At 57.6% G+C, this 24917-nt stretch carries 18 protein-coding genes; 1 reads left to right on the top strand and 17 read right to left on the bottom strand.

The features are described 5' to 3' along the window. Nucleotides 1–83: 83 nt before the first annotated feature. The 16 genes from K8I01_01275 to K8I01_01200 all read right to left on the bottom strand — a co-directional run bounded on the left by K8I01_01275 (nucleotide 84) and on the right by K8I01_01200 (nucleotide 22049). The gene (locus K8I01_01275; GenBank protein MBZ0219054.1) at nucleotides 84–2795 is read right to left on the bottom strand and encodes a CoA-binding protein; all 2712 of its coding nucleotides are present in this window, start codon (nucleotides 2793–2795) and stop codon (nucleotides 84–86) included. Between the two features lie 168 nt (nucleotides 2796–2963). Further along, nucleotides 2964–4277: a carboxylate--amine ligase gene (locus K8I01_01270; GenBank protein ID MBZ0219053.1), complete on the bottom strand. Its 1314-nt coding sequence runs from the start codon at nucleotides 4275–4277 to the stop codon at nucleotides 2964–2966. A gap of 93 nt (nucleotides 4278–4370) precedes the next feature. Beyond that, entirely contained in the window at nucleotides 4371–6587 is a 2217-nt protein-coding gene (locus tag K8I01_01265; protein ID MBZ0219052.1) for an NADP-dependent isocitrate dehydrogenase, read from the bottom strand. A 361-nt stretch (nucleotides 6588–6948) separates the two neighbouring features. Then, on the bottom strand, nucleotides 6949–7431 hold the full coding sequence (locus tag K8I01_01260; protein MBZ0219051.1) for an HIT domain-containing protein: 483 nt from the start codon (nucleotides 7429–7431) through the stop codon (nucleotides 6949–6951). Then, nucleotides 7431–7715, bottom strand: a complete 285-nt coding sequence (locus tag K8I01_01255) for an integration host factor subunit beta (GenBank protein MBZ0219050.1) — start codon at nucleotides 7713–7715, stop codon at nucleotides 7431–7433. Before K8I01_01255 ends, K8I01_01260 begins: the two co-directional genes overlap by 1 nt. A 19-nt stretch (nucleotides 7716–7734) precedes the next feature. Further along, complete coding sequence (sppA, locus tag K8I01_01250; GenBank protein MBZ0219049.1) at nucleotides 7735–8622, bottom strand: signal peptide peptidase SppA; 888 nt, start codon at nucleotides 8620–8622, stop codon at nucleotides 7735–7737. Then, the gene (locus tag K8I01_01245) at nucleotides 8622–10247 is read right to left on the bottom strand and encodes a 30S ribosomal protein S1 (protein MBZ0219048.1); all 1626 of its coding nucleotides are present in this window, start codon (nucleotides 10245–10247) and stop codon (nucleotides 8622–8624) included. The genes sppA and K8I01_01245 overlap by 1 nt, the downstream gene beginning before the upstream one ends. Nucleotides 10248–10318: 71 nt before the next feature. Continuing rightward, complete coding sequence (ispH, locus tag K8I01_01240; GenBank protein MBZ0219047.1) at nucleotides 10319–11167, bottom strand: 4-hydroxy-3-methylbut-2-enyl diphosphate reductase; 849 nt, start codon at nucleotides 11165–11167, stop codon at nucleotides 10319–10321. After that, nucleotides 11148–11831, bottom strand: a complete 684-nt coding sequence (cmk, locus tag K8I01_01235) for a (d)CMP kinase (protein ID MBZ0219046.1) — start codon at nucleotides 11829–11831, stop codon at nucleotides 11148–11150. The genes ispH and cmk overlap by 20 nt, the downstream gene beginning before the upstream one ends. Next, on the bottom strand, nucleotides 11828–13129 hold the full coding sequence (aroA, locus tag K8I01_01230) for a 3-phosphoshikimate 1-carboxyvinyltransferase (GenBank protein MBZ0219045.1): 1302 nt from the start codon (nucleotides 13127–13129) through the stop codon (nucleotides 11828–11830). The genes cmk and aroA overlap by 4 nt, the downstream gene beginning before the upstream one ends. A gap of 14 nt (nucleotides 13130–13143) precedes the next feature. Further along, on the bottom strand, nucleotides 13144–14037 hold the full coding sequence (locus K8I01_01225; GenBank protein MBZ0219044.1) for a prephenate dehydrogenase/arogenate dehydrogenase family protein: 894 nt from the start codon (nucleotides 14035–14037) through the stop codon (nucleotides 13144–13146). 128 nt (nucleotides 14038–14165) lie between these two features. After that, on the bottom strand, nucleotides 14166–15179 hold the full coding sequence (aroF, locus tag K8I01_01220) for a 3-deoxy-7-phosphoheptulonate synthase (protein ID MBZ0219043.1): 1014 nt from the start codon (nucleotides 15177–15179) through the stop codon (nucleotides 14166–14168). 27 nt (nucleotides 15180–15206) lie between these two features. Further along, on the bottom strand, nucleotides 15207–16304 hold the full coding sequence (hisC, locus tag K8I01_01215) for a histidinol-phosphate transaminase (protein ID MBZ0219042.1): 1098 nt from the start codon (nucleotides 16302–16304) through the stop codon (nucleotides 15207–15209). 55 nt (nucleotides 16305–16359) lie between these two features. Beyond that, nucleotides 16360–17439: a prephenate dehydratase gene (gene pheA, locus K8I01_01210; GenBank protein ID MBZ0219041.1), complete on the bottom strand. Its 1080-nt coding sequence runs from the start codon at nucleotides 17437–17439 to the stop codon at nucleotides 16360–16362. 138 nt (nucleotides 17440–17577) lie between these two features. Then, nucleotides 17578–18543, bottom strand: coding sequence for an acetyl-CoA carboxylase carboxyltransferase subunit alpha (locus K8I01_01205; protein ID MBZ0219040.1), 966 nt, complete (start codon nucleotides 18541–18543; stop codon nucleotides 17578–17580). A gap of 29 nt (nucleotides 18544–18572) precedes the next feature. Then, a complete protein-coding gene (locus K8I01_01200; protein MBZ0219039.1) occupies nucleotides 18573–22049 on the bottom strand; it encodes a DNA polymerase III subunit alpha in 3477 nt (1158 codons plus the stop codon). 171 nt (nucleotides 22050–22220) lie between these two features. Here K8I01_01200 and K8I01_01195 point away from each other — a divergent pair, with 171 nt between their 5' ends. Beyond that, complete coding sequence (locus K8I01_01195; GenBank protein ID MBZ0219038.1) at nucleotides 22221–23288, top strand: NAD-dependent epimerase/dehydratase family protein; 1068 nt, start codon at nucleotides 22221–22223, stop codon at nucleotides 23286–23288. Here K8I01_01195 and K8I01_01190 read toward each other — a convergent pair. Next, nucleotides 23283–24899: a glycosyltransferase family 39 protein gene (locus K8I01_01190; protein MBZ0219037.1), complete on the bottom strand. Its 1617-nt coding sequence runs from the start codon at nucleotides 24897–24899 to the stop codon at nucleotides 23283–23285. The genes K8I01_01195 and K8I01_01190 overlap by 6 nt on opposite strands. Between the last annotated feature and the right edge of the window lie 18 nt (nucleotides 24900–24917).

Raw genomic sequence — 24917 nt, 5'->3', positions numbered from 1 at the left:
AGCATTTGGTGCGCATATGCGGCGAAATAAAAAAAGGGCCCGGCAGAACTGCCGGGCCCTTTTTCATTAGGCATGACTCAATATCACCCTACGAAGGAGCACTTGGAAGCCGCTGTCCTGGTATCCATGTTGCGGCCCCTGTTCAGGTGGTCGTCTATCTCGGCCGCAGAGCCTATCATCCTGCCGAAGAGGAAGGTCGTGAAGGCCGCGCTCTCTACCTCCCTGTCCGGCATCTTCCCGGAGCTGTAGGCCTCCCAGACTATCTTCAAGAGAATAACGGCTATGACCGCGTCTATGTTTACGCAGTAGACGTTCTTGCTCACCTTCCAATCGAAGAGGGACTTTACTAGGTTGTGATAGAAGTCGAGGAAGACGTTGTATACGCCCTTCTCCTCGAAGAGCGCGGCTACGAACCTCTCCCTCGGGTCGTAGTTCACTTCCTTGCCCTTGAAGACCGGGTGGTTCACGCAGGGGATCTTGAGGTACTCGATATTGCCGAGCGCCTTCTGATCAGCCTTGTATTTGGCGTAGCCCTTCGAGTATTCGTCGGCTATGGCCTTCAGGTCAAGCCCGTGCTTTTTGCTCGACGGGTCCTTAAGCCCCTTGCCTGAGAACCTCTCGATGAGGAACGCGATAGCCTCGTAGCCGTTCCCGCCGTGCGCGAAACCGGTGTGCGTGAGGAAACCCACGAAACCCTTGTTTATCTGCACCCTGGCCGGGTCCTCGGGGCCGTCCGCGCTCACCGCGCCCTTCGCGCCCTGGGCCGAGATGGTGCCTGGGCCGTTCGAGATGATGAGGCCGAGGAGCATCGAGAACTCGAACCTCTCGGTATCCGTGGGCTTTCTGCCTATGAGGGCCAGGAAGGCCGCGTCGGTAAAGGACCACTTTTCGACGAGCTCGTCGTTCTTGACGCCGCAGAAGCTGTCCTTCTTATGCTTCGATACGTCCACGCTGCACCCGACGAACGAGGAGAATATCCTCGAGTACCAGGGAAGGGCCGCGAGCGTGACTTTTGAGATGCTCCTCTTTATGAGGGGCTCCCACCCGAGGGTCATCCATATGGCTGCGACGAGGGCGTCGGTCGAGGGCTTGCCTTTCGTCGCTTCCTTTACGAAATCGACGAAAATGGAGTTTCCGCCCGCGTTCTCGACCCTCTTTAGGACGGCCTTTGCGGACTTGTCTTCCTTTCCGGCCGTGAGCGCCGCCTTGTCGTCGGCCGAGAGCGCCTTGAGGATAGCGGAGGAATCGAACTTCCCGTAACCCGACTGGAGCCCCGATGCCTGGAAGGCCTGAAGGAGTATGTTGGAGGCGCGTAGCGCCCCGTTCACCTTGCCCTTGCCGATGATGGAGATGGCAGCCGAAAGGACGCTATTGGGAGAGCTCTCGGCCTCCCGTGCCGCCTGGGCTGCCAGGAGCGCCCCGTCTCCGTCGTGGTTGAGATGCGCGTTGAAGGCAGCGTTGGCAAGCTCGACCCCGTAAGCGTCCGGGTATCTCTTTATGAGCGAGAAGACCAGGTTCTCCTCGAGCGAGCGCTTGGAGGAATCGAGAATGGAGACGTTATGGACCTTGGTCACCTGGGTGTTTGGGTCCATCATCGAAGCCCCGGAGGCGTCCTTCATGGCCTGCCTCGGGAACTGCGCCCCAATTTGCCTGTTTATGTGCTCTATCTGCTCATCATACGGAGAAACGGCCCTGACGGCCTGTATGTCGAGCTCCTTCGGGACCTGGACGGAAGCGTTGCTCCCGAACCAGCATTTCAAGGAGAGGTCGCCTTTTGGCTCGAAGTCCGACTTTACGCCGTTCATCTCCATTACCTTCGAGAGCGCCTCGGGTATGTGGGCGATGTTCGTGACGACCGCTCCCTTCTTGGAGAAATGCGGAGTCTGTGGCGTGTATATTCCGTCCACCCCGAAGTATTCCATGAACCACTTCTCCTTGGCCATCGCGTCGTCGCCCGAGCCTGCGAGGCTTCCGGCATGTCCGCAGGCCTTGGTGAGCCTCGCCTTCCAGCGGCCCACCACGCACGCTACCGTGGGCTTCTTTATGTCCAGCCCGTGCTCGTAGTACCCGCCCGGCTCCGTGTAGATTACCGCGCCCTTGGACCTGTCGTCGTTATGAAGGGCGTGGAAGAACTCCCTCGGCGAGTAATGGATGTAAACGTCCTTGCCGCTCGATATGGAAGTGGTCGTGCCCCAGCCCTTGGTAAGGAGGTAGACCGCGATAGTGGTCGTAAAGTTTCCGGAGTTGGAGAAAATGGCAATGGAGCCCTTTACGAGAGACTCCTCGGGCTTGTTGCCGCCGAGCGCGCCGCCTATCCTCACCTGGTTCCAGGCGTCGGCCACGCCGAGGCAGTTGCCGCCGAATACGTCCACCCCGTTGGCCTGGCAGATGGCCCTTATGACCCGGGCGTCCGCGACCGAGACCTTTTCCGTGAGTATCACGACCTTTTTGAGGTCTGGGTTGTGCTTTACGGCCTCAGCGACCCCGTCCTTCACGCCCGAGGGCGGGAGGTATATGACCGCGGTATTGAACTTGTGCCCGGCCTTGAGGCCTTCCTTTACAGAGTTGAATACCGGGATGTTGCCGAGCTTGGTCTCGAGCGACTGGCCCGACCTCCCTGGCATGGTCCCGAAGACCACGTTCCCGCCGGAATAGATGTGGCTCACCGGCGTTACCGTCCGGCTTTCGTTTCCGAGTATGTTCAGCACGCAAACGCGGTCCTCGCGCGTGGCTATCTCGCCAAGCGATTTTATACCCACGTAGTACGGGAAGTCCTTTACGCCTTGCTTGTGCATATCGCTCACCTTGTCCTGTTTTTTAAAAATCGCTCTTTTTCCTGGTCTCTGCTTTAGGTACGTAAATAAAATGCTCACATATTCGTATATATGCTACGCTTTTTATTTCCGCCCTTCCTTGACTTCAGAAAAAATAACTGATTTTTAGAAGCAGCCTTTTGTTTTCAGTTACCTCGCCGCTGCAGCCGTCTTCATTGCTCCGGCCTTTGCCGTTTCAATTCCGAGTGCCTGGGCTACGAGCGCCCTCCCCTCCTTCTCCATCCACTTGTCGACGTTGAGGGCGTAGTTCACGACCTCGCTCATGGCGCTGTCGTGGCCGAATATCTTGTAGGGGAGCTTGAGGTTCTCCAGGGTGTCCCTCATGTATGCCATGCCGCGGATGAGGTTCGGGCCTCCCCTGCCTATTACGACATAGAGGGGTGTTGCGCCCTTGGTGTTGAAGTAGTCCCTTAAAGCGTCGGCCATGGCCCTGAAGGTCTCGAATATGTCGGTGTTGTTGGCCTTGCCGCCGATAATGAAGAGGACGTTAGACTGCTTGAGCCAGTATTTAAAGACTATCCTCGATATCTGGAACATCTTTTCATAAGGCGGGTTGCCGCCGAAGTCCGAGGATATGGTGGCCCTCTCGCCAAGGAGCTCCGTCACGAGCGCGTTTGCGCCGCCGCCGAAGGTAGGCGCGGTTATCGTGCCCTTGGGGTTCATGACGAAGACGTCGCTCTGCCCCTGGTAGGTCCGGAGCTGGTTTATTTCCTGCTCGAACTCGGAATAGTCCGAGGCGAAGAGGTGGGCCGGCAGGTCGAGCCTCTTCCAGGACGGGTTGTCGATGTCGAAGGAGCATTTGAAGTCGCAGGCGACCGGCGTTAGCCGCCCCTTGCTGTCGGGCATCATCCTTATGGGATTGAGCTCCAGCGTGCTCAGGCCGTAGTTATTGTAAAGCGTCCAGAGCTTCGGGAGGTTCTGAACGAGCGGGCTTATTATCTCGCCCGGCGCCCCGAGCTCGGTAAGGGCGTTCGATATGTGGAAGCTCTTAAGGCCAGTAAGCGGGTCGAAGGGTATCTCCCGTATCTTGTCCTTCGGGAGCTCTTCTATATCCATGCCGCCGTGGTGCGTTATGGTCATCATCGGGGCGCGGTAGAGCGTCGAGTCGGTTATCGAGAAATAGACCTCGTGCTCGGCGGGGACCCCTCCCTCGAAGGTGACCCCGTCGGCCTTGACCGAGCTGGTCCCGAAGGTGTGTTCTATGAAATAGAGCCTCTCCTTTTCCTTGAGGGCGGTCGAAATGTCCTTGGCCCTGCCGATGAGGCCGGCCTTCCCCTTCTTGCCGACGCCGCCCTTGAATATGGGCTTTATGAAGACCTGGCCGCACTTCCTGATGAGGTCCTTTATCTCGTCCACGCTCGCTTCAGGCCCGAGGACCTCGGCGTGCGGGTACTCGACCCTCTTAAGGAGCTTGTGGCCCCAGTAAAGGCCTGTGAGCTGCATAACTACCTCCGTTCTTTGCCGATAGGGTTGATGGCCGCCCCCGAAAAGTAAAACGTTTTCAGGGGCGGCCCGGTATCTGGATCGATCAGGTATTTATATCGAATCGACTATCGCGTTCAGGGTCGCGCTCGGGCGCATCGCCTTCGCGGTCTTCACAGCATCCGGGCGGTAGTAGCCGCCGATGTCCTGGGGCTTGCCCTGCGCGCCGTTGAGCTCCGCCACTATCTTCGCCTCGTTAGCGGCAAGCTCCTTTGCGGGCTTGGCGAAACGATCCTTAAGCTCCGTATCCTTCGTCTGCTCGGCCAGGGCCTCAGCCCAGTACATGGCGAGGTAGAAGTGGCTCCCGCGGTTGTCGAGCTCGCCGACCTTCCTCGCGGGCGACTTGTTGTTGTCGAGTATCTTCCCTATGGCCTGGTCGAGCGTGTCGGCCAGGACCTGGGCCTTGGCGTTCTTCTGCGTATTGGCAAGGTGCTCAAGCGAGACGCCGAGAGCAAGGAACTCGCCGAGGGAGTCCCACCTCAAATACCCTTCCTCGAGGAACTGCTGCACGTGCTTGGGGGCCGAGCCGCCCGCGCCGGTTTCGAAGAGGCCGCCGCCGTCCATGAGCGGGACTATGGAGAGCATCTTCGCGGACGTGCCGAGCTCGAGTATGGGGAAGAGGTCGGTAAGATAGTCGCGGAGAACGTTCCCGGTGACGGAAATGGTGTCCTGTCCCTTCCTTATGCGCTCAAGCGAGAAGCGTGTCGCTTCGACCGGCGGCATTATCCTGATGTCCAGGCCCTTGGTGTCGTGGTCCTTGAGGTACTTCTCGACTTTCTTTATGAGCTCCAGGTCGTGGGCCCTCCCCTTATCGAGCCAGAAGACGGCAGGCGCGCCGGTGGCCCTCGCCCTCGTAACGGCAAGCTTCACCCAGTCCTGTATGGGGGCGTCCTTGGTCTGGCAGGCGCGGAATATGTCGCCTTCCTCGACCTTCTGCTCGATAAGGACGTTACCGGACTCGTCCACTATGCGGATCACGCCGTTACCCGGGGCTTTGAAGGTCTTGTCGTGCGAGCCGTACTCCTCGGCCTTCTGGGCCATGAGGCCGACGTTAGGCACGCTCCCCATTGTCCTCGGGTCGTATGCGCCGTTTTTCTTGCAGTCTTCTATGACAGCCTGGTAAACGTCGGCGTAGCACCTGTCAGGTATAACGGCCTTTGCGTCATGGAGCTTGCCGTCGGGTCCCCACATCTTGCCTGATTCCCTTATCATCGCGGGCATGGACGCGTCGATGATGACGTCGCTAGGGACATGCAGGTTGGTGATACCCTTGTCGGAGTTCACCATGGCGATGGCTGGGCGCTTTTCGTACACCGCCTTGATGTCCGCCTCGATCTCGGCCCTCTTGGCCTCGGGGAGCTTCTGTATCTTGGCGTAAAGGTCGCCAAGGCCGTTATTGACGTCGACCCCGAGCTCCTTTACGGTCGCGGCGTGCTTCTCGAATACGTCCTTATAGAAGACCGAGACCGCATGGCCGAACATGATGGGGTCGGAGACCTTCATCATCGTGCCCTTCAAGTGGAGCGAAAAGAGCACGCCCTGCTTCTTCGCGTCCTCTATCTGTTCCTGGAAGAACTTACGGAGTGAAGCGCGGCTCATTACCGCCGTATCGAGCACCTCTCCGGTTTTGAGCGCGGTCTTCTCCTTGAGGGCCGTGGTCTTCCCGTCCTGCCCTACGAACTCAATCCTTACGTTCCCGGCCTTGTCGACAGTTACGGATTTCTCGCTCCCGTAGAAGTCGCCGCCCTCCATGTGCGACACGTGGGACCTGGAGTCGGCTGTCCACGCGCCCATCTTATGGGGGTTTTTCCTGGCGTAGTTCTTGACTGAAGCCGCGGCCCTCCTGTCGGAGTTACCCTCACGTAGCACCGGGTTCACGGCGCTTCCGAGCACCTTGCCGTACCTGGCCTTTATCTCCTTCTCGGCGTCGGTCTTGGGGTCTTCGGGGTAGTCCGGGAGCTTGTAGCCCTTCTCCTGGAGTTCCTTTATGGCTGCCTTGAGCTGCGGGATGGACGCGCTGATATTCGGAAGCTTTATGATGTTGGCCTCGGGCTTTTTCGCGAGTTCTCCGAGCGCGGAGAGCTCGTCCTGGATCCTCTGGCCCTCGGTCAGGTTTTCGGGGAAGTTGGCGATAATCCTTCCCGAGAGGGATATGTCCCTTGTCTCGACTTTAATCCCCGCCGCCCCGGTAAAGGCCTGGATGATGGGGAGCAGGGAATATGTTGCCAGCGCTGGCGCCTCATCGATCGCGGTATAGATGATCTTGGACATGGTATCCCTCCTGTTCCTTCTGAAAAAGGTTTTAAGATAGTACTGTATATAGGCCTGAAATTGAAGTTTTTTTCTGCGGTCCTGCTGCCTGCCGTGTTGTCAAAGAGTTTGGTTCCTGGCCCGAACGCGGCATAAAAAAACCGCCAAGGCAATAGATGCGGGTCTTCAGACCCGAGTCCATTGCCCAGACGGTCGGCATTCATATTCGTAAACCCCGCTCCCCGGTGGTGCCCACCTTGATTCCGTCAGTTACGGGATTTTGACCCTAAGGTCTATTTCCAAGGCTTGAGAAGTGTAGGACAAGAAGGGGTTTTTGTCAAGCCTTTTTTGCCTGCCTTTTCCGTAGCAAAGTCGGGCTTTTTCAGTCTATGGATTCGTAGTGCGGGAGGAGCCTTGCGAGGGTGTCCGTGAGGTGTTCGGGCATGACCTTTACGTCGGCGAGGACCGGCATGAAATTAGCGTCTCCCGGCCACCTGGGCACTACGTGAACGTGCAGGTGGTCGTCTATACCGGCCCCTGCCGCCTTCCCTATGTTCATGCCTATGTTGAAGCCGCCGGGGGCCATGGATTCCGTGAGTATCCTTGTGGAATGGGCCAGGAGGCGGAATATGTCAGCGGACTCTTCTCCCGTAAGCGACTCGATATCAGCGGCGTGGCGGAGGGGCGCTACCATGAGGTGGCCGTTATTATAAGGGTATTTGTTCAGTACGACCAGGGAATGCCTGCCCCTGTAAAGCAGAAGCCCCTCTCCTGGCCTGCCGGTCCCGGCCTTGCAGAATACGCAGCCCTTTTCCTTAGCGGACTTTATGTACTCGAGGCGCCAGGGAGCCCACAGGCGTTTCATCAGTTTCCGTCGTTAATCCTTTCCCTTATCTCCTTGCCGGCCTTGAAGAAGGGCACCTTCTTGGCGTCTATGAATATATTTTCGCCTGACTTGGGGTTCCGGCCCTGCCTGCCGTCGCGCTCCTTGATCTTGAAGCTGCCGAACCCGCGAATCTCCACCTTGTCGCCCTTGGAAAGGCTCTGGGCCATTGACTCGAAAAGGGTGTCTACTATTATCTCGACGTCCCTCCTCGAGAAGTTGGTGATCTTTGCGGCTACGGCCTCGATCAGCTCACTCTTGGTCATGTTGCTTTATGCCTCCTTTTCACCTGGCTGGATTTGGCATCAGATACATCAACCTAAGGCCCGAGAGAAGCTCGGTGAGCGTGTCCACCGAAGCGTCTCCCATCAATGCCTTCCAGAAGCCCACGCTCTTCTTCCTCGGATATATTACCTCGGGCTCGCCCTCTATGCCCGCAAGGCGGGCGCCGAGCTCTATCGCGTCGTGAAGGCTCCCGAGCTCGTCCACGAGCCCTTCTGCCTTGGCCTGCGCGCCCGTGAATATCCTGCCATCGGCGAGCCTCTTGACCGCCTCGGGGGCGAGCCCCCTGCCCTCGGCGACGGCCTCTACGAACTGGCTGTTTACGTCGTCAATGACCGCCTGGAGGAGTTCTCTTTCCTCCTCGTCCATCTCGCGGAGCGGGGAGCCTACGTCCTTGAACCTGCCGCTTTTGACGACATACCCCTTGAGACCGAGCTTCCCAAGGAGCTCCTGCACGTTGAAAAATTCTATTATGACGCCTATCGAGCCCGTTATGGTCCCCGGGTTGGCCACAATCTTCTCGGCCGCGACCGCCGCGTAGTACCCGCCCGAGGCGGCGATCGTCCCCATCGATGCGACTACCGTCTTCGTTTCCCTGAGCCTCTCTATTTCCCTGTGTATCTCCTGCGAGGGCCCCACAGCGCCGCCTGGTGAATCTATTCGCAGCACCACGGCCTTTACGTCTTCCCTTTCCCCGAGTTCGCGGAGCTCACGGGTGAAATCGGTCGGTTCGGCTATTATGCCCTCGAGCTCGACTACCGCGACCTTGTCAGCGCCTATGCCCGGACCTGCGATGACGCCCACGACTATGGAGATGAGGATTATGGCTACGAAAACGGCCCCGAAGGCCGCAAGCAGGTTCCTCAAGAACTCCCCTCTCCGCCCGGGCATCAGGGATTACCTTCACCTGCCGGCTCGGCCTGCTCCTTAATCTCCCTTACGGAGAGGCCGATCTTGTTGTCCTCGGGGTCTACGTTAAGCACCTCGACCTCGACGATGTCGCCTTCCTTTATGTCGGCCCCGCGCTTTTTGCCGCGGCTCAATTCCGATACGTGCACCAGGCCCTCAAGCCCTGCCTCGAGCTCGACGAACGCGCCGAAATCGGCCACACTCGTCACCCTGCCGTCGACTATCATGCCGGGCTTGTAGCGCTCCTCAACGCCCTGCCAGGGGTTCTTCTCAAGGAGCTTTGTCGAGAGGGAGAACCTCCTGTTAGCGGCGTCTATGTTGAGGACCACTGCCTCGACCTCCTGCCCCTTCTTGAAGAGCTCGGAGGGATGCTTCACTTTCTTCCATGAGAGGTCGGATATATGGACGAGGCCGTCGATGCCTTCCTCTATGCCGATGAAGACGCCGAAGTCGGTTATATTTTTAACCACCCCCGAGACCCTGGAGCCCTTGGGATAGCGCGCCTCTGCCTCTATCCACGGGTTGGACTCGGTCTGTTTCATGCCGAGGGATATCCGCTTGCTTGCGGGATCAAGGTCAAGGACCTCGACATCTATCCTGTCCCCTACCTTGACCTTCTGGGATGGGTGCTTGAGCTTGGTCCATGACATTTCGGAAATGTGCACCAGGCCTTCGAGCCCCGGCTCGAGCTCGACGAAGGCGCCGTAATCCGTGATGTTAACGACCGTCCCGGTGGTCCTGGTGCCCTGGGAGAACCTCTCCCCGGCTTTTATCCAGGGGTCCTCGACCGTCTGCTTCATTCCGAGGGAGATCTTGTTCTCCTCCCTGTTGAACTTAAGGACCATCACCTTCACGGTGTCGCCTATCTTCAGGAGCTGCGAAGGGTGGGTGACCTTGCCCCAGGAGAGGTCCGTAAGATGGACGAGCCCGTCAATGCCGCCCAGGTCAATGAAGGCGCCGTAGTCGGTTATGTTCTTTACTGTTCCCTCAATGATCGCTCCCTCGGCAAGGGTTTCGAGGGTTGTCTTCCGGAGGGACTCCCTCTCCTCTTCGAGGAGCACTCTCCTTGAGACGATGACGTTGTTTTTGCGCCTGTTATATTTGAGTATCCTGAACTTGAACTTCTGGCCTATGAGCTTATCAGGGTTCCGTACGGGCTTAAGGTCGACCTGGGAGCCGGGCAGAAACGCCGTAACCCCTTCTATTTCCGCGTAAAAGCCGCCTTTTATCCTCTGGGAGATGGTGCCCTCCATGGGCTCGCCCTTTTCACAGGCCTCGACGATCCTGTCCCAGACCTTGAAATGGTCGGCCTTTGCCTTGGAGAGGCGGACGATGCCGTTTTCGTCCTCGCGCCTTTCGATAAGCACGGCGACCTCGTCACCGACCTTGATGGTGGGCTGCCCGTCCTTGTCCAGGAACTCGCGCAGAGGCACCTGACCCTCGGACTTGTACCCGATGTCTATCATGACCGAGTCCTGGGTTATCTGGACGACCCTGCCCTTGGTGATGTCCCCTTCCTGAAGTTCCTTGAGCCGGCTTTCGAAAAGCTCCTCGAAATCCGACCTGGAAGTATCACCCGCGCGGGACTTTTCCTCTCTCCCTATCATTTAGATGCCGATCCTCCCCCGTTCTTATTCTTTGAATAAAAACCATATCATACAGCGTTTCAAAGTGCAAATCATTTCGAAGAAATCTCTCTCAGCCGCTTAACGACCTCCTCTATCAGCCACTCGGGCGTGGAGGCCCCGGAAGTCACCCCGGCGCGCCTTTTCCCGGCGAACCATTCGGGGCTCAATTCGGAAGCCGTCTCGATATGATAGGTCTCGGGCTGAATGGCCCTGCAGACCTCGGCAAGCCTTCTCGTGTTCGCGCTGTTCTTCCCGCCGACTATCACCATGATATCGACCTCCTTCGCGAGCGCGGCGCTTTCGGTCTGCCTGGTCGACGTGGCATTACATATGGTATTGAATACCTTTAGTTCCGAAGCCTTGTGTAAACAAAAACTGACAATCTCCTCGAGTTTTTCCATCCGGAGCGTCGTTTGCGCGACTATGCCGAGCTTGGAAACCCTCGGCATGTCCACCAGCTCGGCGATGCCGCTTACGACCCGCACCTTGTTATCGCCGTAGCTCATGAGCCCCTTGACCTCGGGGTGGTCCTTTTCCCCGGCCACTATGACCTGATAGCCCTCCCCGGTGAGGCGGGAGACGAGCTCCTGCGCGGTCTTGACGAACGGGCAAGTGGCGTCTACGATATTGAGCCCCTTTTCCCTCGCCTCCTTGTACTCCTCGAAGGTCACGCCGTGGGACCTTATGATGACTGTCCCCGAGTCTATCTCGGAAAGGTCGTTTTTCGCATAGACCCTCGATTCCTCGAGCATCTTCACTACCTGGGGGTTGTGGATTATCGGGCCAAGCGTGTGGATACCGCCATCTTTTTCCTCTTCAGAGGCGCATTTGCCGGCCATGTTTATGGCCCTCTTTACGCCGAAGCAGAAGCCCGAAGACTTAGCTACGAGTATCTCCAACCTTCAACCTTTCATTTATGGCGCCAAGTACATGCTTAACAACCTCTTCAATGCCCATCGCGCCCGTATCGACCCTCACTGCGTCCTCAGCCATCTTGAGGGGAGAGACAGCCCGCTCTGTATCGCGCCTGTCCCTCTCTTCCAGCTCCCTACCGACTTCCCCTGTCACTTGAGCGCCTTTTTCGGCAAGCTCAAGGCGGCGCCTCTCGGCCCGTATCCCAGGTGAGGCGTCGAGGAATATCTTAACGTCCGCGTCCGGGAATACGACGGTGCCGATGTCCCTTCCTTCCATGACGACCCGGCCAGCCTCGCCAATGCCCCTCTGGTAAGAGACCAGAAAATCGCGTACCGATTTTTTCACGGAGACCTTTGAGGCCAGCTCCCCCGCTTCCTGGGACCAGAGCCTCTCGGTATAATCGACTCCGTCGACTACCACCCTGCCGCTCCCGATATCATACCTGAAGTCAATGCCCGTGCAGAATTCCTTCAAGACCGCGTCGCTCGAAAGGTCGACCCACGACTCCTTTGCCGCGAGCGCGAGCGCCCTGTACATCGCGCCCGTATTAACGTAAGTAAAACCGAGCTTCTCGGCGACCCTCTTCGAGACCGTCGTCTTCCCGACCCCGCCCGGCCCGTCTATGGCTATTACCGGCCCCCTCTTCATCCGACCCTCGTCATTCCGAGGAGATCGAAAAAGCCAGGGAAGGAGACGTCAACACTCCCGGCCCCTTCTATATTCACGCCCTCTTCGGTCATGAGGGCTGCTATCGCCATTGCCATCGCGATCCTGTGGTCTCCCCTGCTCTTTATTACGCCGCCTCTCGCCTTCTTTCCGCCGGTGCCCTCGATTATCATGCCGTCTTCCGTTTCAGTATTACGGACCCCTATGGCCGAGAGGCACTCGGACATGGCCGCGATCCTGTCGCTCTCCTTGACCCTGAGCTCTGCCGCGCCGCTTATCCTTGTCGTGCCCTCGGCGAAAGCGGCGGCAACGCACAGTATCGGGAACTCGTCTATCGCGGGGAGGAGCTCGGGGCCCGTTATCTCGACTCCACGGAGGCGCGAGCCCCTGATAAGGATATTCCCCACCGGCTCGCCCGAAGCTGCGCTTCCGGCGTCCACCTCTATCGAGCCGCCCATCTTTCGGAGGATATCTATAATGCCGACCCTGGTGGGGTTTATGCCGACTTGACGGATAAGGAGTTCCGACTCGGGCGCCAGAGTTGCTCCTGTCAAAAAGAAAGCGGCTGACGAGATGTCCCCGGGTACAATTATTTTACACCCCTTGAGGCGGTTTGTCGACTTGAGGGAGACCGAATTGCCGGAGCTTTTTATATCCGCGCCGAAGATCTTGAGCATCCTTTCGGTATGGTCGCGGCTCTTCTCCGGCTCTTCGATGACGGTCTCGCCGTCCGCTGAAAGTCCCGCCAGGAGGAGCGCTGACTTAAGCTGCGCGCTGGCGACAGGCGTCCTGTATTCGATGCCCTTAAGCCTCTTCCCGGAGATGGCGATTGGAAGAAGGCCGCCGTCCTTTCTTCCTGTAATCACCGCGCCCATCTTCCTGAGCGGGTCTACGACCCTTTTCATCGGGCGCTTACGAAGTGAAGCGTCCCCGGTTATTGCCGAAAAGAAGGGACTTCCCGCAAGAAGCCCCAGGAGGAGCCTCGTGGTGGTCCCTGAGTTCCCGGCGTTTATGACGTCACCGGGCTCCGAGAGGCCGTCGAGCCCCTTGCCTTCCACGCTTACCCTTCCGCCGTCCCTCTCTATCCTGACGCCCATGAGCCGGAAAGCTTCGATGGTCGAGAGGTTGTCCTCGCCTTCCAGGAAGCCTTCTATATCGGTCGGACCTTCGGCTATGGACCCGAGTATGACGGCCCGGTGGGATATTGACTTGTCGCCGGGAACGGTTATCTCGCCCCTGAGGCCGCTACCCGGGAGCGCGCGTTCGGTCCCGGAGAATATGTCCTTTGCCTGTATCACTCCTTTTCTCCTTTCAAGGCACCTTTCACAAGGGAGTCCCTTATTCCCTTGGCCCTCTCGAACTCGGCCCTTAAGCCCTCCTGATCGCACTTCTCGATCAGGGCGCGGAGCTTCGCGAGCCTGCCGGTGAAGCCGTCTATGGCCTTCAGTATCTCCGCCCGGTTCATGGCGCAGATGTCGCTCCACATCTCCGGAGAGCTCGAAGCTATTCTCGTGAAGTCTTTGAAGCCGCCTGCCGAGTAGCCTATTACGCCCGCGCAGGATGCGTCGTCCATGTCAGCGACCGCGTTCACGAGCGTGTAGGCTATCATGTGCGGGAGATGGCTTACGGCGGCGAATATCATATCATGGACGAGCGCGTCCATGACGACGACCGTCGAACCTGCCGCCTCCCATATGGCCCTTACTTTTTCGAGGGCGTCCCTGTCGGTCTCGGGCGTCGGTGTAAGTATGCACTTCCTATCGATATAGAGATCCGGGAAGGCGGCCTCAACGCCCGAGTGCTCGGTCCCGGCTATGGGATGGCCGGGGACGAAATGCACGCCCTCTGGTATGAGGGGCGCGACCTCCCTGATAACGGCCCCTTTAACGCTCCCCGCGTCGGTGACTATGCAGCCGGGCTCGAGCCCCGGAGCCGCGTTCCTGACCGTCTCGGCTATTTTCAATACCGGGACCGCGACGACCACGAGGCCCGCACCCTTCACGCCCTGAGCGAGGTCCGTAGTAAACGAGTCCACTACCCCGAGCCTCCTGGCCGTCTCGAGGTTCTTGAGGCCTCTCCCTATGCCGACTATCTCGGAGGCTATGCCCTTTTGCCTCAAGACCATGGCAAGGGAGCCGCCGATGAGCCCGACGCCGATGATGGCAGCTTTCCTGAAATGCAGACCCATATAAATCGATCCCTTACAAATCCAAAAAGCGCCCGGCGAAATCAGGCCTGTGCCTTCCGGGGCGCTCTTTGGCTTCTGAATATTTTTAAAGGAAGGAAGCTGGGGCCGCCGGCCCCTTCCGCTTCAGTTTAGAGAGTCCTTCCCACCGCGACCGCTACTTTTCTCAGGTCGTCCATGAGAAGGGCGAACTTGCTGGGCTTAAGCGACTGGGCGCCGTCGCAGAGCGCGTTCTCGGGGTCAGTGTGCACCTCTATCATGAGCCCGTCCGCGCCGACCGCGATGGCCGCCTTCGCGAGCGGGGCCACGAGGCCCCATCTCCCCGCTCCGTGGCTAGGGTCGATGAAGACCGGGAGATGCGTCTCCTCCTTCAATACGGGCACGGCGCTCAAGTCCAGGGTGTTCCTTGTCGAGGTCTCAAAGGTCCTTATACCGCGCTCGCAGAGTATTATCTGGGAATTGCCCTGAGAGGCTATGTACTCCGCGGACATGAGGAACTCCTTTATGGTCGCGGAAAGGCCCCTTTTAAGGAGCACCGGTTTCTTGGCCCTGCCCACCTCGGTAAGGAGCCGGAAGTTCTGCATGTTCCGGGCGCCTATCTGCACTATGTCAACGTATTCGCAGAGGAGCTCGGTGTCCCTCGGGTCCATGAGCTCGCTTATGATGGGAAGCCCTGTTTTCTTCTTGGCCTCGGCAAGGAGCTTCAAGCCGTCCGCGCCCAGGCCCTGGAAGTCGTAAGGCGAGGTCCTGGGCTTGAACGCGCCGCCGCGGAGTATCCTTGCGCCCGCGGCCTTGACCGCGGTTGCGCAGCTTACTATGGACTCGATGCTCTCGACGCTGCACGGGCCGGCTATGACCTGTAGCTCGGTATCGCCTATCTTTACGCCGTTTACGTCTATGACCGTGCCTTCCTTGCTGAACTCGCGGCTTACGAGCTTGTAGGGCTTAAGTATCGGCATCACGCTCTCGACTCCGGGCAGGGCCTCGAGGGAGATGCCTGCAAGGAGCGCTTCGTCGCCGATTGCGCCTATAATGGTCCTCTCCTTGCCCTTGGATATGTGGACCGAGAGGCCGGCCCCCTTTATCTTCTCGACCACGTGCTCGACGGTATCCTCTGTAGCGTCTTTTTTAAGAACGATTATCATAGCGAATTCCCCCATGCATTTATGCGCCTAACGGCAGACTGCTTCCCTGAAAGCACCAAGAAATCTCCTGTTCTCCTCGGGAAGGCCGACTGTTATCCTGATATACTCGGGCATGCCGTAGCTTGCCATCGGCCGGACGATAACGCCTTTCCCGAGAAGCGACTCATAGACGCCCTTCCCGTCGCCGACCTTTACGAGGAAGAAGTTCGCCTCCGTGTCAACGCACTCGTAGCCCATGCCCCGGAGCTCACTCATCAGGTGCTGGAGCCCACGCGCGTTATTCTCCAGCGTCCTCTCCAGGTGCTCCCGGTCGTCGAGGGCGGCCATGGCGGCAACCTGGGCGAGCGTGTTTACGTTGAAGGGCTGGCGCACCCTGTCCATGAAACCGATTAGCTCCGGGTGCGCGACCCCGTAGCCTATCCGGAGGCCCGCAAGGCCGTACACCTTGGAAAAGGTGCGGAGCATCACAACGGCCCTGCCCTCTTTTATGTACGAAAGCGTGTCCGGGAAGTCCTCCCGTCTCACGAACTCGTAATAGGCCTCGTCAACGCATACGACGACGTCCTCCGGCACTTTCTCCATGAACTCGGCAAATTCGGCAGCCGAGACCATCGTCCCGGTCGGATTGTTCGGGTTGGCGATGAAGACGAGCCTTGTCTTTTTCCCGATGGCGGAGGCCATCGCCTTGAGGTCGTGCCTCATATCCTTAAGAGGCACTGGCCTTGCCGTTCCGCCAGCGGCCTTTATCGCTATCGGGTATACGGCAAAGGAGGGCTCTCCCATGACGGCCTCGTCGCCGGGCCGGAGGAACGCGCGAATGAGGAGCTCTATTATCTCGTTCGAGCCGTTCCCGAAGGTTATCATCTCGCCGGATACCCCGAGCATGGACGAGAGCTTTCCTTTCAGATAGTAGCAGGAGCCGTCCGGATACCTGTGGAGCCCTGCGAGCGCCCCGGCAGCGGCATCTATCGCCTTTTTGGAAGGCCCGAGCGGGTTCTCGTTCGAGGCGAGCTTTATCGAGCCCTTTATGCCCAGCTCTCGCTCGAGTTCCTCTATCGGCTTGCCGGGAGGATATGGGACGAGGGAGCTTATGTTCAGAGGGACCTGTAAGTTGAGTTTACGCATGTCGATTAGAGAGCTCAGTGAAGGCCTCCGGTTTATTTTCGAAGTTACGCGCGAATCACGACTTTGATCTCGGGTACGAGCCGAGCGTTTTAAGGAACGAGCACGACTTCTCGAGCTCGGCTATCGCGTCCCTTACCGGCTCGTCGGATATATGGCCGTCGAGGTCCACGAAGAATACGTACTCCCAGGCCTTTGTCTTGAGGGGCCTGGACTCTATCTTCGTGAGGTTAATCCCCCTTGACGCGAAGGGCTTGAGCATCGTGTAGAGCGCCCCGGGCGCGTCCTTTATGGCGAACATGATGGAGGTCTTGTCGCGTCCGGTCCTTTTCGCGCTGTTCTTGCCTATGACGAGGAAGCGGGTGAAGTTGTTCGGGCTGTCCTCGATGTTCTTCTCAATGACCCGGAGGTCGTAGAGGCTTGCGGCCGCGATGGACGCGACAGCGGCCGTGGACGGGTCCTCGGCGGCCATCTGCGCCGCCAGAGCGGTGGAAGAGACGTCGAAGACCAGCGCGTTCGGGAGGTTCCCCTTGACCCAGTTCTTGCACTGCGCTATCGCGTGCGGGTGCGAGCATATCTTCGCAATGTCCGAGATCTTCCCGGATTTATTAAGGAGCGCAAGAGATATCTCGAGCATCACTTCGGCGTATATCCTGAGGTTCGACCCCACGAACATGTCGAGGGTGTGGCTTACGACGCCTTCGGTAGAGTTCTCAATGGGCACGACCCCGAATAGGGCCCTTCCCTTTTCCACGTCGTCGAAGACGTCGGCTATGTCCTTTTTCGGGATGAACTCGCCGGAGAGGCCGAAATGCTGTATGCAGGCCTGGTGCGTGAATGTAGCCACGGGCCCCAGGAAGGCGATCCGGAGGGGTTTTTCAAGCGAAAGGGACGCGCTCATTATCTCCCTGAAGACGTTCTTTATGGCCTGCTCCGGGAGGGGGCCCGTGTTCATTTCCATGAGCTTCCTCAGGACCTCCTGTTCCCTTTCAGGCACGTAGAAGTCCTTCCCCTCGCGCTCTTTGAGCTTGCCGACCTCGATTACGAAACCCGCTCTCCTGTTAAGGAGCGCGAGTATTTCGAGGTCGACGGCGTCTATTTCGTTCCTGAGTTCCTGTATGCTTTTGGTTACAGGCATATATGCTTGAAATTCCTGGATTTTAAGTGGATAGCGTAATGTATTCCCTGAAAAAAATCAAATATTATTTATTCTTCAAAATTGCTTCGTAATCCCTGTCGGCCCGATATTGATTGGCCGCAAAAGCCCAAGCCGGTTTTATTTCCTGGGCTCCGAGAAAAACCCCATGGAGCGGTATTTCCTGTATCTCGCCTCGACCAGCGAGTCCGCGCCCATCTCCTTAAGCTCCTTCAACTGGGGCAATATGGCCGATTTGAGGCTTTTGAACGCGGCAGCCGGTTCCCTGTGCGCGCCTCCGACCGGCTCCTTTATGACCTTGTCTATGACCCCGAGCTTAAGCAGCTCCCCGGCGTCGATCTTCAGGGCCTTTGCAGCGAGGTCTGCCTTGGCTCCGTCCTTCCAGAGTATGGCTGCGCAGCCCTCCGGGGATATGACGGAATAGGTCGAGAACTCCATCATGTTCACCCGGTCGGCGACCCCTATGGCGAGCGCGCCGCCGCTCCCGCCCTCGCCTATGACCGTCGCTATGACAGGCACCTTGAGCCTGGACATGACCATGAGGTTAGTGGCTATGGCCTCGGACTGCCCTCTCTCCTCAGCGCCCACCCCGGGATATGCGCCGGGGGTGTCGATAAACGTGAATACCGGACGATTAAACCTCTCGGCGAGCTCGAAAAGCCTCTTGGCCTTCCTGTAGCCCTCGGGGTTAGGCATCCCGAAATTACGATGGACCTTTTCCTTGGTGTTCCGGCCCTTCTGCTGGCCCAGTACCACCACGGCCTCGCCCTCGAGCCGCGCTAGGCCGCCTACTATGGCCGGGTCGTCCCTGAAGGTCCTGTCGCCGTGGAGCTCTATGAAGTCCTCGAAGACGTTCTGGATGTAGTCGAGCGTATACGGCCTGTACGGGTGCCTCGCCACCTGCGTTATCTGCTGCGGCGTGAGCTTCCCATAGAGCTCCTTCAAGAGCGCCTTGGTCTTCTTTTCGAGCTTGGCTATGTCCTCGGAGGACCGCGCGTTGCCGGAAGCCTCGAAGGCCCTCAGCTCGTCAATCTTCTTTTCGAGCTCCTCAACGGGCTTTTCAAATTCAAGCCAATGCCTGTACATGGTCTTGGCCCAGTCTCCTTTCCGCGATACTATATTATTTTTACCTCGGCCCCGTCTATAAGTTCCTTTATCCTCAAAATGGCGGGGTCGAGCGGGCTCAGCCTCAATTGCTCGTTCACCCCGATTATCACCTCTCCGTTGTCCTCGTAGACGAGATGGAGTATGACCTGCGATGTGCCGGGGTTATCCTGTATTATCTTCTTAAGCTCCTTGAGCTTTTCTCCCGAAAGGCCGTCCGCCGGGGCGTGTATGTGCGTGTTCCTGGCCTTCAATTTCTTCTCCATGGCCGCGGCGTCCTCGATGGAAGAGATATCCGAGGCGATAAGCTTCATCTCTTCCTCCTCCTTGTCGAGGCGGCCTGTCACGATAAGGGGCGATCCGCCGGATATGACTTCTTTTGATTTCCTGTAAAGGTCCGAGAATATGACGGCCTCGACCGAGCCGGTAAGGTCCTCTATCCTCGCGAACCCCATGCGGTCGCCCTTCTTGGTCGTTATCTCCTTCATTTCGGCTATTATGCCGCCCACCGTGACCTCGTCCTCGTTCTTCTTCTCGGAAAGGGCCTCGATCGGCAGGGCATAGAGCGCGAGCTCGCGCCTGTACCCGGCGAGCGGGTGCGAGGAGAAGTAAAAGCCCAGGGTCTCCTTTTCATAGGCAAGGAGCTCCTTATTCCCCCACTCCTCAACATTCGGCGCGCCGGGAGCCGCCCTTACGGGAGAAGGCGCGCCGCCGCCCATTGTGTCAAAAAGGGACGATTGCCCCTGTTCCCTGTCGCGCTGCATGGACTGGGCCGCGTCCATTGCGGAATCGAGCCCCGCGGCGAGAGCGGCCCTCTTCTCGGCGGTAAAGTCGAATGCCCCGCATCTTATTAGGCTCTCGACAACTTTCTTGTTTACCTTCCTCGAATCGACCCTGGACAGGAAATCGATGAAGGAGGTGAACATCTCCTCCTCCCTGACCCTCAGTATCTCTTCTATGGCGGACGCGCCGACATTCTTTACGGCCGCGAGGCCGAATCTTATCCGGTCGCCGGAGACGGTGAACTCCATCGAGCTCTCGTTCAGGTCGGGCGGGGCTACGGCTATTCCGATTTCCTTGCACTCGTTTATGTATTTGACGACCTGGTCGGTATTGCCCATGTCGGAGCCGAGGAGCGCTGCCATGAACTCGACCGTGTAATGGGCCTTTAGATACGCAGTCTGGTAGGCTATGAGGGCATAGGCCGCGCTGTGGCTCTTGTTGAAGCCATACCCGGCGAACTTTGCCATGAGGTCGAATATCTTCTCGGCCTTTCTCTGGTCTATCTTCTTTTTGTTCGAGCCGTCGAGGAACTTCTTTCTCTGGTCGAGCATCTCCTCGGGGAGCTTCTTTCCCATTGCCTTGCGGAGGACGTCAGCGTCCCCGGGCGTGTACCCGGCGAGCACCTTGGCGATCTCCATGACCTGCTCCTGGTAGACCATGACGCCGTAGGTGTTCTCGAGTATGCCCTTCAATTCCGGCACCTCGTAGGTAATGGCCGTCCTCTTGTGCTTCCTGTTTATGAAATCGTCCACCATGCCGCTCTGAAGGGGGCCCGGCCTGTAGAGCGCGACCGCCGCGACCATGTCCTCGAAGGTCGTGGGCTTCAATTTCCTCAGAAGCTCCTTCATGCCCGAGCTCTCGAGCTGGAATATGCCGTTGGAATTTCCGCTCGCCACAAGCTCATAGGTCTTTGAATCGTCCAGGGGGAGGTTTTCGATGTCGATATCCACGCCCCTGTTGGATTTCACGAGCTTTATTGTCTTGTCTATGACCGTCAGGGTCTTGAGGCCCAGAAAGTCGAACTTCACGAGCCCGACCTTCTCGACGTCCTTCATCGTGAACTGGGTCGTTACGGAGTCGTCCTTCTGCTGCTTATAGAGGGGCATGTACTCGTCAAGCGGCCTGTTCGATATGACCACACCCGCGGCATGGGTCGAGGCGTGGCGCGGAAGCCCCTCAAGGGCGACAGCCGTATCAAGGAGGTCCTTTATCTTCGGGTCCTTCTCGTAAAGCTCCTTGAGCCTCGGCTCCTGCGAGACGGCCTCCTGTATGGTGATGTTCAGGGTGTTAGGGACGAGCTTGGCGATCTTGTCCACGTCGCCGTAGGGCATATCAAGCGCCCTCCCCACGTCCCGTATGCAGGCCTTGGCCTTCATCTGGCCGAAGGTGATTATCTGGGTGACCTTGTCCGCCCCGTACTTCTCGGTGACATACTTTATGACCTCGTCCCTTCTTTCGAAGCAGAAGTCGATGTCGATATCAGGGAGCGATATCCTGTCCGGGTTGAGGAACCTCTCGAAGAGGAGGTTGTATTTTATGGGGTCGAGGTTCGTGATGCCGAGGGACCACGCAACAAGGCTGCCTGCCGCGGAGCCCCTGCCAGGGCCGACCGGGATGTCCATGCTTTTCGCGTAATCGATGAAGTCGGTCACGATTAGGAAGTAGCCGGGGAATCCCATCCCCTTTATGACCTTGAGCTCTTTTTCGAGCCTGTCGTAGTACTGCCATTTGAGCGGCTCTACATCGACGCCCCTTTTGCGCATGGCGTCGAGCCGCTTTTCCAGCCCTGCCCTGGCCCTCGAGTCTATCAGCGAATCAAGGGTCTCGCCTTCGGGCACCGGGAACTCGGGGAGGTGGTTCTTGCCGAGCGTCAGCTCGAAGTTGCACCTCTCGGCTATCTCTATTGTGTTGGCGATGGCCTCGGGCGTGTCCTTGAAGGCCTCGTTCATCTCCTCCGGGGACTTCACATAGAACTCGTCGGTGGAGAACCGCATCCGGTTCGGCGCGTTCACGGTAGTGCCGGTCTGTATGCAGAGGAGGACGTCATGGACCCTTGCGTCCTCTTTCCTCAGGTAATGGCAGTCGTTTGTCGCTACGAGCGGGATATCGAGTTTCTTTCCTAGGGCTATGAGCTCTCGGTTCACCCTCTCCTGCTCGTCTATCCCGTTATGCTGTATTTCCAGATAGAAGCGCCTGTCCGGGAACATGGCCTTGTATTCGGAGGCTGCCTTTTCAGCCGCATCCTTCTGGCCTATGGAGATGCTGTAGGCGACCTCGCCGTGAAGGCAGGCGCTCAAGGCTATGAGCCCCTCGCTATGCTCCCGGAGAAGCTCCTTATCCACCCTCGGCTTGTAGTAGAACCCCTCTATGTACGCTCTTGAAAGGAGCTTGCAGAGGTTCTGGTAGCCTTTGAGGTTCTTTACCAGCAGCACCAGGTGAAAGGCGTACTCGCCCTTTATCGCGGTCTTTTCAAGACGGCTCCCTGGCGCCACATAGAGCTCGCAGCCGATTATGGGCTTAATTCCCTTTTGCATGGCCTTCTGATAGAACTCGACTGCCCCGAAAAGGTTGCCGTGGTCTGTGACCGCGACCGCTGGCATCTTATGCTCCTTTGCGAGCGCAATGAGGGCCTCCGGCCTTATTGCGCCGTCAAGGAGGCTATATTGGGTATGGAGATGGAGGTGTACGAAATTGGCGTGGTGCATAGGGAGGAAAGATTACCATATTTCAAGGGGTTTGGGTAGGGGTTTTAAATCAGTTTCAGTGAAGCGACGCTCCTAGCGTCCATTGCGCACACGGCAAGTTCTGCTAACCTTTTCATTGTAGGGCAAAAATCGTACAAAGGGCGACAATTTCCCGGTCCCAGGATCACACAAATGAAAAAAAAACTCCTTGTTACAGGTTCGAGCGGCCTGATCGGGAGCGCGGTCGTCGGGCGCTTTTCAGAGGAGGGCTGGGATGTGGCTGGCATAGATAACAACATGAGAGCCGAGTTCTTCGGACCTGCCGGAGACACACGCTGGAACCAGTCGAGGCTAGTCCGGAAGCACCCCGGGTTCAGGCACATCGAGGCCGACATAAGGGACAGGCGGAAGGTGATGGAAGTGGTCAGCGACCTCAGGCCTTCGGCCATAGTCCACGCGGCCGCTCAGCCGAGCCACGACCTCGCCGCTTCGAGGCCGTTCGACGACTTCGACGTCAACGCCGGAGGGACGCTTAATCTCCTCGAGGCGGCTAGGCTTGCTTGCCCGGAATCCCCTTTCATCCATCTATCGACCAACAAGGTCTACGGGGACGCGCCCAACGAGCTTGAGATTTTCGAGACAGAGACGAGATACGACTATGCGGACCCGGCGTTTAAAAACGGCATTTCAGAAGACATGAGGATAGACAGGTCCAAGCATTCGCTCTTCGGCGCGTCCAAGGCCGCCGCAGACCTTATGGTACAGGAGTACGGGAGGTATTTCGGGATGCCGACAGTATGCCTCAGGGGCGGCTGCCTCACCGGGCCCAACCATTCCGGGGTGGAGCTCCACGGCTTCCTGAGCTATCTGGTTAAATGCAATATCGAGAGAAAGACATACAGGGTATACGGGTATAAGGGGAAGCAGGTCCGCGACAATATCCACTCGGACGACGTGGTCGATTTCATAATGTGTTTTCTCGCTTCTCCAAGAGTAGCCGAGGTCTATAACCTCGGCGGCGGTAGAGGCAACTCTGTATCCATAATCGAGGCCTTCGGCGTCATGGAGTCGATCTCGGGCATACCGATGGACTGGGAATATTCGGAAGGAAACCGCTCAGGCGACCATATCTGCTACATCTCGGACCTGTCGAAGGCGAAGGCGCACTACCCTGGCTGGGAGGTCAGAAAGGACCTTAAAGGGGTGATCATGGAGATTGCGGAGGCATGGTGCCGACGGACCCAGAAACAAATGTCATGAAGTTCTCTTCAGCACGAGTAGCCAGTTATTGTAAGGGTTAAGAGCATTATAGTCAAATTCAGTCTGCGGGCCCCATTTGTATTCCGTCCCGGCAGGCTTTATGTGCACGATGCCGTCGAGCTCGTAATCTCCCAGCTCCAATTGTGAAAACCAATCGGTAACCACATGCATTTTGCCACGCGAAATTCCCCAGGACCTGTGTATGTTCGCGTAGACGAGAAAAGAAGGCCTGTTTTGCGCGATATCGGCCCTGAGTTCCACGTCCATATGCTTCGCATATTCGTGCGGTTCGACTATCGGATACATATAAATGTAAGGGGTTGCCGAACGCCGGTCGGAGAGGAAATATATCTGCGGTTCAGACCCCAGTACGATAATCGTGTCGTCAGGCCCGGAGTTATTTCTTATATATCTCGCGATCTCGGCGGATTCGGGAAAGGGATTCGCGCCGTATAAGGTCCTTGAGACCTCGTCCGGAGTTGAAAAGAAAAGGATTGTTCGGTCCTTGAAAAGAGGATACGCCAAGAAGAGGAATGAAGCGCATATCAAGACCCAGTCCGCCATCATGATTCTCAATTTTTCCATGCCATCCATAATCCGCGAGACGACAACACCGAAGAGCATGGAAAGAACGGGAAGGAGCAATATGAAATAATGCTCGCGGAAATAAAAGCCTGGCGATACGGCCAATGCGGAGATGATGAAAAACAGCCAGAGGAATATAAAGCGGTTTCGGGAATCCCTGCGGGCAGGCGGGAACAACAATCCTGCGCAGGATACCGCAATCAGCGGAAGAACCGAGCCCTTCATCTGGTAAATTGCGCTTTTCAGGATTTGCAGGCCCGTCGGGAAATCGACCCTCGAAACGTACTTGGAAGCGTACAGAAAAGTCCAGAAGAAGAACTTGTCGAAAACGCCCCAGACCCAGAAAATCAGCGCCGTTAGGCCGAAAGGCAGGGCCGCCCCCAGGAAGAACATCGCTGAAAAACGGAGCAACTCTCCCCGGATGTAAACCCTTTCGCGAAGCTGCAGGATGGCCACATAGGAGACAGGCAACGCCGTAAAAATAATGGCGTGCTGCTTCATCAGGAAAGCGAACCCGAAAAACAGGCCGCAGAGGAAAAAGAGCAGGGTTTTGCGTGATTCCACGCTCCTGAATAGAAAGAGCAGGCCGCCTATCACGAAAAAGACCACGAAATGCTCAGTGTTGGCGGAGAGCCCGAGGAACGACGAACTTAGAGAGAGTACCGCGAAAAATGAGGCAGACAAGGCGCTCGGGACCGGAGGCAAAAACTTCCTGGACAGCAGGTACATGAGGACTACGGAAAGAAAGTTGACCGCCAGGAGCCCAAGGTGGATGCCCGCGGCGGTCTGACCGAACGCGAGCATGATTAACGCGTACGCGGTGAAAACCCCAGGGAGCTTGAGGCTGTGCATGAACTCATAGGGCGGGATGCCTTTGAGCAGTAGCTGCGCCGCATATGCGTATTCCCCCTCATCCCGTTCAAGCGGAACATCGAGGAGATGGGACCTTATCAGGGCCCCGATCACGGCGGCTGTTATCACGACAAACCACGCCAGATAAGCGCGATTTTCACCTGACCCGCTCATGGCACGGTCGTCTCCATA

The organism is Deltaproteobacteria bacterium (assembly GCA_019912665.1).
GTDB lineage: Bacteria > Desulfobacterota > GWC2-55-46 > GWC2-55-46 > GWC2-55-46 > UBA5799.
Note: the sequence above shows the minus strand (reverse complement) of the source record. Positions and strands in the feature narration are given on the sequence as shown.

What these genes read in the sequence shown, in the direction of transcription:
- K8I01_01275 (MBZ0219054.1), bottom strand. Translation starts at nt 2,795, where the DNA reads ATGCACAAGCAAGGCGTAAAGGACTTCCCGTACTACGTGGGTATAAAA.
- K8I01_01270 (MBZ0219053.1), bottom strand. Translation starts at nt 4,277, where the DNA reads ATGCAGCTCACAGGCCTTTACTGGGGCCACAAGCTCCTTAAGAGGGTC.
- K8I01_01265 (MBZ0219052.1), bottom strand. Translation starts at nt 6,587, where the DNA reads ATGTCCAAGATCATCTATACCGCGATCGATGAGGCGCCAGCGCTGGCA.
- K8I01_01260 (MBZ0219051.1), bottom strand. Translation starts at nt 7,431, where the DNA reads ATGAAACGCCTGTGGGCTCCCTGGCGCCTCGAGTACATAAAGTCCGCT.
- K8I01_01255 (MBZ0219050.1), bottom strand. Translation starts at nt 7,715, where the DNA reads ATGACCAAGAGTGAGCTGATCGAGGCCGTAGCCGCAAAGATCACCAAC.
- sppA (MBZ0219049.1), bottom strand. Translation starts at nt 8,622, where the DNA reads ATGCCCGGGCGGAGAGGGGAGTTCTTGAGGAACCTGCTTGCGGCCTTC.
- K8I01_01245 (MBZ0219048.1), bottom strand. Translation starts at nt 10,247, where the DNA reads ATGATAGGGAGAGAGGAAAAGTCCCGCGCGGGTGATACTTCCAGGTCG.
- cmk (MBZ0219046.1), bottom strand. Translation starts at nt 11,831, where the DNA reads ATGAAGAGGGGGCCGGTAATAGCCATAGACGGGCCGGGCGGGGTCGGG.
- K8I01_01225 (MBZ0219044.1), bottom strand. Translation starts at nt 14,037, where the DNA reads ATGGGTCTGCATTTCAGGAAAGCTGCCATCATCGGCGTCGGGCTCATC.
- aroF (MBZ0219043.1), bottom strand. Translation starts at nt 15,179, where the DNA reads ATGATAATCGTTCTTAAAAAAGACGCTACAGAGGATACCGTCGAGCAC.
- hisC (MBZ0219042.1), bottom strand. Translation starts at nt 16,304, where the DNA reads ATGCGTAAACTCAACTTACAGGTCCCTCTGAACATAAGCTCCCTCGTC.
- pheA (MBZ0219041.1), bottom strand. Translation starts at nt 17,439, where the DNA reads ATGCCTGTAACCAAAAGCATACAGGAACTCAGGAACGAAATAGACGCC.
- K8I01_01205 (MBZ0219040.1), bottom strand. Translation starts at nt 18,543, where the DNA reads ATGTACAGGCATTGGCTTGAATTTGAAAAGCCCGTTGAGGAGCTCGAA.
- K8I01_01200 (MBZ0219039.1), bottom strand. Translation starts at nt 22,049, where the DNA reads ATGCACCACGCCAATTTCGTACACCTCCATCTCCATACCCAATATAGC.
- K8I01_01195 (MBZ0219038.1), top strand. Translation starts at nt 22,221, where the DNA reads ATGAAAAAAAAACTCCTTGTTACAGGTTCGAGCGGCCTGATCGGGAGC.
- K8I01_01190 (MBZ0219037.1), bottom strand. Translation starts at nt 24,899, where the DNA reads ATGAGCGGGTCAGGTGAAAATCGCGCTTATCTGGCGTGGTTTGTCGTG.